The sequence below is a fragment of the Paenibacillus cisolokensis genome (assembly GCF_050481165.1).
GTDB lineage: Bacteria > Bacillota > Bacilli > Paenibacillales > Paenibacillaceae > Paenibacillus_AH > Paenibacillus_AH cisolokensis.
In genome coordinates, this window is record NZ_JBCNFP010000088.1 from 1 (window position 1) to 4,231 (window position 4,231).

Below are 4,231 nucleotides of genomic sequence, written 5' to 3' on the forward strand. Positions count from 1 at the left end.
TTCTTCTTTTTCACAGAAGAACTATCACGGATTCAGGAAGAACTCAATTGAGAATTGAAGAAACAACTTTTCATTTCCTCTTTCATCAAATGATTGGTGAAAGCAAGCACGCCGTTTGATCGAGAATCCGCTGCAAATGCGTGCGTTGAGGCGGGACTTCCATCCGTAAGGGAATGGAGTCCGCAAGATCATGCTCGAATTGTTCCGCCAGTTTTCGTGCTACTTCAGAACTGTACACAACTTCGCACACTTCATAATTCAGACGGTAGCTTCTTAAATCAAAATTTGAGGAGCCTATCTCGGCAATTTCTCCGTCAATGATCATTAACTTCGCATGCAACACGCCTTTATTGTAGAGGTAGATATGAACCCCGGCTTCCAAAAGTTCTCCATAGTAGGTCCGACTTGCAGCTCCAACGATGATCGATACCACGTGGCGGGGAACTAAGCGCACTCGGACACCGCGAACCAAAGCTGCTTTAATCGCCATAATAATGTCTGCATCTGGCACAAAGTAAGGCGCGATATTCCAATGGGCGTCGAAGACTGCTTGCAGTTCGTTTGCAGGTTAACCCACTATTCGAATATGGGTGTCGCGTCAAAAGCCGACATTCGACTTTAATCCGGTATATTCATCCCCGATATTGATGCCTCCAGTAAAAGCTTCCTGACCATCGAATACAACAATCTATGATTTCGGCAACTCCAATAGGACAGCGCCCAAGGGAAGCGAATGGGGAAAAAAGATCGGCATTCAATTCCAACCTTCATCATTTGGCGGCCGTAGCCATGGGCGTGCGTTGGGCCGAGGGGGAACTTGGATACTGTCAACTTTAGCAGTCGCGATGGGGGCGGCAGTGTTTAGGTTTATCCAAGGTTAGCTGTCTAAACAAAAGAATAGTGGCGAAAAGAGATCAAACCCTACTCAACTTGTAGGGTTTGATCTCTTTTCTAATCTGTTCACCGATGAAAACAGACAAGCCATGTCCTCAATATTCATGGTTTGTCTGTTTTTCTTAAAACCCCTTATATTGAGGTTCTTCATTTTCCAACTGTTGTACGCGGCTTTCTACTTGCTGCACGATTTGTTGGGTTTGTTGGGCCGCATTCGTAAAGAGCGATTTTGCTTCTTGATTTTGTGTTTCCAAAGCAAATTGTTCCAGACTCGCCTGAGCACTTTTTAAAGATGCTACGCACGTTTTCACTTGAGAAGCAACTGTCACGGAACGTCACCTCCTTTACCTTAGGATAGGATAATGTTTCACGGGTAATAGGAATAGATGCTTACATTCTCCCAATACCGAAATTAATATTTCCGTCTCGCAACAAAAGCATACGTTAGAAAAATTTTCAGATGGAAATGCGTGGAAATAATGGAATAGGGACATACTTACCTTTGTCGATTAATGTGATTGGAAAGGAATGGTAATATTATGCCGGATTGGGTAGAAATCGCTTTGCGAACGTTATTGGCTATGGGGGTTCTTTTTGTCCTAACGAAGATATTGGGTAAACGACAGGTATCACAGCTTTCATTGTTTGAGTATATCACCGGAATCACGATCGGCAACCTTGCAGCTTACGTTTCGTTGGATCTGGAGTCCACTTGGTATCTGGGCTTGGTTGCGATGACGGTTTGGACCGTTGTTTCTTTAGGGATTGAATTTTTACAGCTGAAAAGCAAAACGGCAAGAGACCTATTCGACGGCAAAGCAACAGTGCTCATTAAGGACGGCAAGATCATGGAGGATAACCTAAAAAAAGAAAGGATTACCACGGATGAACTTATGAAACAGCTTCGAAAAAAAAATGTGTTCAAAGCTGCCGATGTTGAATTCGCAGTCATGGAGCCGAGCGGTGACATTAGCGTTCTTTTAACCAAGGAAAACCAACCGTTAACGCCTAAACACCTGGGAATAAATGTCGGGCCGGAACAAGAGCCTCAAACGGTCATTATGGATGGAAAAATAATGGACGAGCCGCTTGCCACGATAGGTCTAAACAGGCAATGGCTGGATACGGAACTGGAGAAATTAGGTGTTTCGATTGATAACGTATTTCTTGGACAGGTGGATTCCTATGGCCAGCTATACGTTGATTTATTTGATGATCAGATCAAAGTACCGAATCCCCAGAAAAAAGCCGCGTTGCTTGCAACATTGAAAAAGTGTGAAGCGGATCTCGAAATGTTTGGCTTATCTACCAAAGAACAAAATACAAAGCAGATGTACGAGCAATGTTCAAAAGCGTTAGAAAAGATTATTGATGAAGTTAAACCATTGCTGATTCGTTAACAATTCGCCAATTATACGTCAGCTGAAAATCGAGGAGGATGTTCATGGCAAATAATATAAAGAAAAATTTAACGCGGGTACAACAGGAATATAAAGAATTGGCGCAAAGCGTCGAACCTCCGAGGCCCATACTCAAAAACTTCATTCGTGCGTTTATAGCTGGCGGGACCATTTGTTTGGTTGGACAAGCCATCCAGGAAATGTTTGTGCATTGGGGCGGCTTTGATGAGAAAAAAGCTGGAGACCCTACCGTGGCGGTTATGATACTCCTTTCTGTCATTCTGACCAGCATGGGGGTGTACGATAAGTTTGCCCAATGGGCTGGTGCGGGTTCCGCAGTGCCTGTGACGGGATTTGCGAATTCGATGGCATCCGCTGCGATTGAACATCAGAGTGAAGGTATGGTGCTCGGTGTTGGCGGTAAAATGTTTAAACTGGAGATGTTTGTGTCACAAACCCATTCGATTTGCGGGCTTCATTAGACAGTACCGATATTGTCTCAAATATTACTTGAAGATCAAAGCACAGACATATGTACAAAATACGGGTTTTGTGAAATTGTATAGTGGAATCAATGGCACGCCTCGATTCTTCGACAACGGCTTTCGTCCAATGGTTTTCGGCGATTGGTGAAACCATCCATTCCGTTACAAAAGTTTCAGGTTTAGAATAAACTCCAACGATCTGGAACCGCATGATTTACATAATTGATGTTATGTAAACTCAAATATACAAACTCACTGCGGTGGCGTCATATGGCGCCTGCCTTGACTTACGTTCCTGCTCGGGATCCAGGCGCCATCTTATGCAGCTGATCGTTCTCGTAAATATGCACACCAGGCGTATACATCTGTGCCACCCGATGCATGACCGCCGCCACGTCCCGCGCTTCAATCGGGCACATCTTCGGCAATGCCTTGCGCAGGAAAGGCGTCAGCGGACGGCTTATCGCTACCCCCATACGTTCGATGAGCCGAAACTCTTCCCGCTCCCCAAGCAGCAGCGAGGGCCGGATGATCGATATCATCGGCAGTTGCAGCGCGCGAACGGCTGCTTCCGTCTCCCCTTTCACCCTGTTGTAAAAGAAACGCGATCCCGCGTCCGCTCCCATCGATGAGACGAGCACATACCGCTGCGCACCCGCCGCCTTTGCCAGCCGCGCCGCCATCACCGGGTAGTCGAAATCGACGATGCGAAAACGTTCCCGCGTCCCCGCCTGCCGAATCGTCGTTCCCAAGCAGCAGAACACGTCTTCCGCCCCTTCGAATGTTTCCGCCTGAGACTCCAGTGCCGCGAAATCGGTCAACACGACCTGCCGCAGCTTCGAGTGCTCCGCAAGCGGCTTCCGCACTATCGCAGTGATCGTCTCGTAGGCCTCCGATTCCAACAAAATGCGCAGTAATTGCTTCCCGATTAACCCCGTCCCGCCGAGCAGCACCGCTTTCTTCCGTTTATCCATCGGTTTCATGCCCCCTTTTTTCCTCCTTTCATACCATGAAACGCTCACACTGACATAACGGGCACAACACGTCCAATATTCGACCGGAAGCGAGTTCGACCAAGGCATGAACAGTTCGAGCGCTTCGGCATCCAGCGGAGGGGATAGCTCAGGTTCGGTTCGCGCAGACGGAAACTTTATTCAGACAAAATTTTGCTTCTCAGACAAAGCGTTACTCTCAGACAGAACGCTGTTTCTCGACGGAACGTTATTCTCAGACAGAACGCTCACCTCATACAGAATGTTACTCTAACGAATATCACAAGCCTTATTTTTGCCCAAAAGCCGCTTTTTCAGATTTAACGAATCTCAGCCACCTTATTTTCGATATTTCGCCCGAATTCGATCACTTTTAAGCAAATAGCGTTGCTCAGATTCGTTACAATTCCGGAACATCTATTTTTGACCAAATAGCGATTGTGATATTCGTTGCTATGAA

5 protein-coding genes are annotated in these 4,231 nt (G+C 46.4%); 2 read left to right on the forward strand and 3 right to left on the reverse strand.

The window, feature by feature from the left end; genetic code table 11:
• Nucleotides 1–85: 85 nt before the first annotated feature.
• Both ABEV74_RS14730 and ABEV74_RS14735 read right to left on the reverse strand, forming a co-directional pair.
• The gene (locus ABEV74_RS14730; RefSeq protein ID WP_245237778.1) at nucleotides 86–490 is read right to left on the reverse strand and encodes a phospholipase D-like domain-containing protein; all 405 of its coding nucleotides are present in this window, start codon (nucleotides 488–490) and stop codon (nucleotides 86–88) included.
• Nucleotides 491–1,016: 526 nt separating this feature from the next.
• Nucleotides 1,017–1,223, reverse strand: coding sequence for a DUF1657 domain-containing protein (locus ABEV74_RS14735; RefSeq protein WP_007781230.1), 207 nt, complete (start codon nucleotides 1,221–1,223; stop codon nucleotides 1,017–1,019).
• Nucleotides 1,224–1,433: 210 nt separating this feature from the next.
• Between ABEV74_RS14735 and ABEV74_RS14740 the strand changes: the two genes are divergently transcribed.
• Both ABEV74_RS14740 and ABEV74_RS14745 read left to right on the forward strand, forming a co-directional pair.
• Nucleotides 1,434–2,294 (forward strand): DUF421 domain-containing protein, encoded by an 861-nt coding sequence (locus ABEV74_RS14740; protein WP_430146970.1) that lies wholly within the window; start codon nucleotides 1,434–1,436, stop codon nucleotides 2,292–2,294.
• Nucleotides 2,295–2,338: 44 nt separating this feature from the next.
• Complete coding sequence (locus ABEV74_RS14745) at nucleotides 2,339–2,776, forward strand: SpoVA/SpoVAEb family sporulation membrane protein (protein WP_430146973.1); 438 nt, start codon at nucleotides 2,339–2,341, stop codon at nucleotides 2,774–2,776.
• A gap of 290 nt (nucleotides 2,777–3,066) precedes the next feature.
• On the opposite strand, the gene ABEV74_RS14750 is transcribed toward ABEV74_RS14745, so the two are convergent.
• The gene (locus ABEV74_RS14750; protein ID WP_430146976.1) at nucleotides 3,067–3,762 is read right to left on the reverse strand and encodes an NAD(P)H-binding protein; all 696 of its coding nucleotides are present in this window, start codon (nucleotides 3,760–3,762) and stop codon (nucleotides 3,067–3,069) included.
• Nucleotides 3,763–4,231 lie beyond the last annotated feature (469 nt).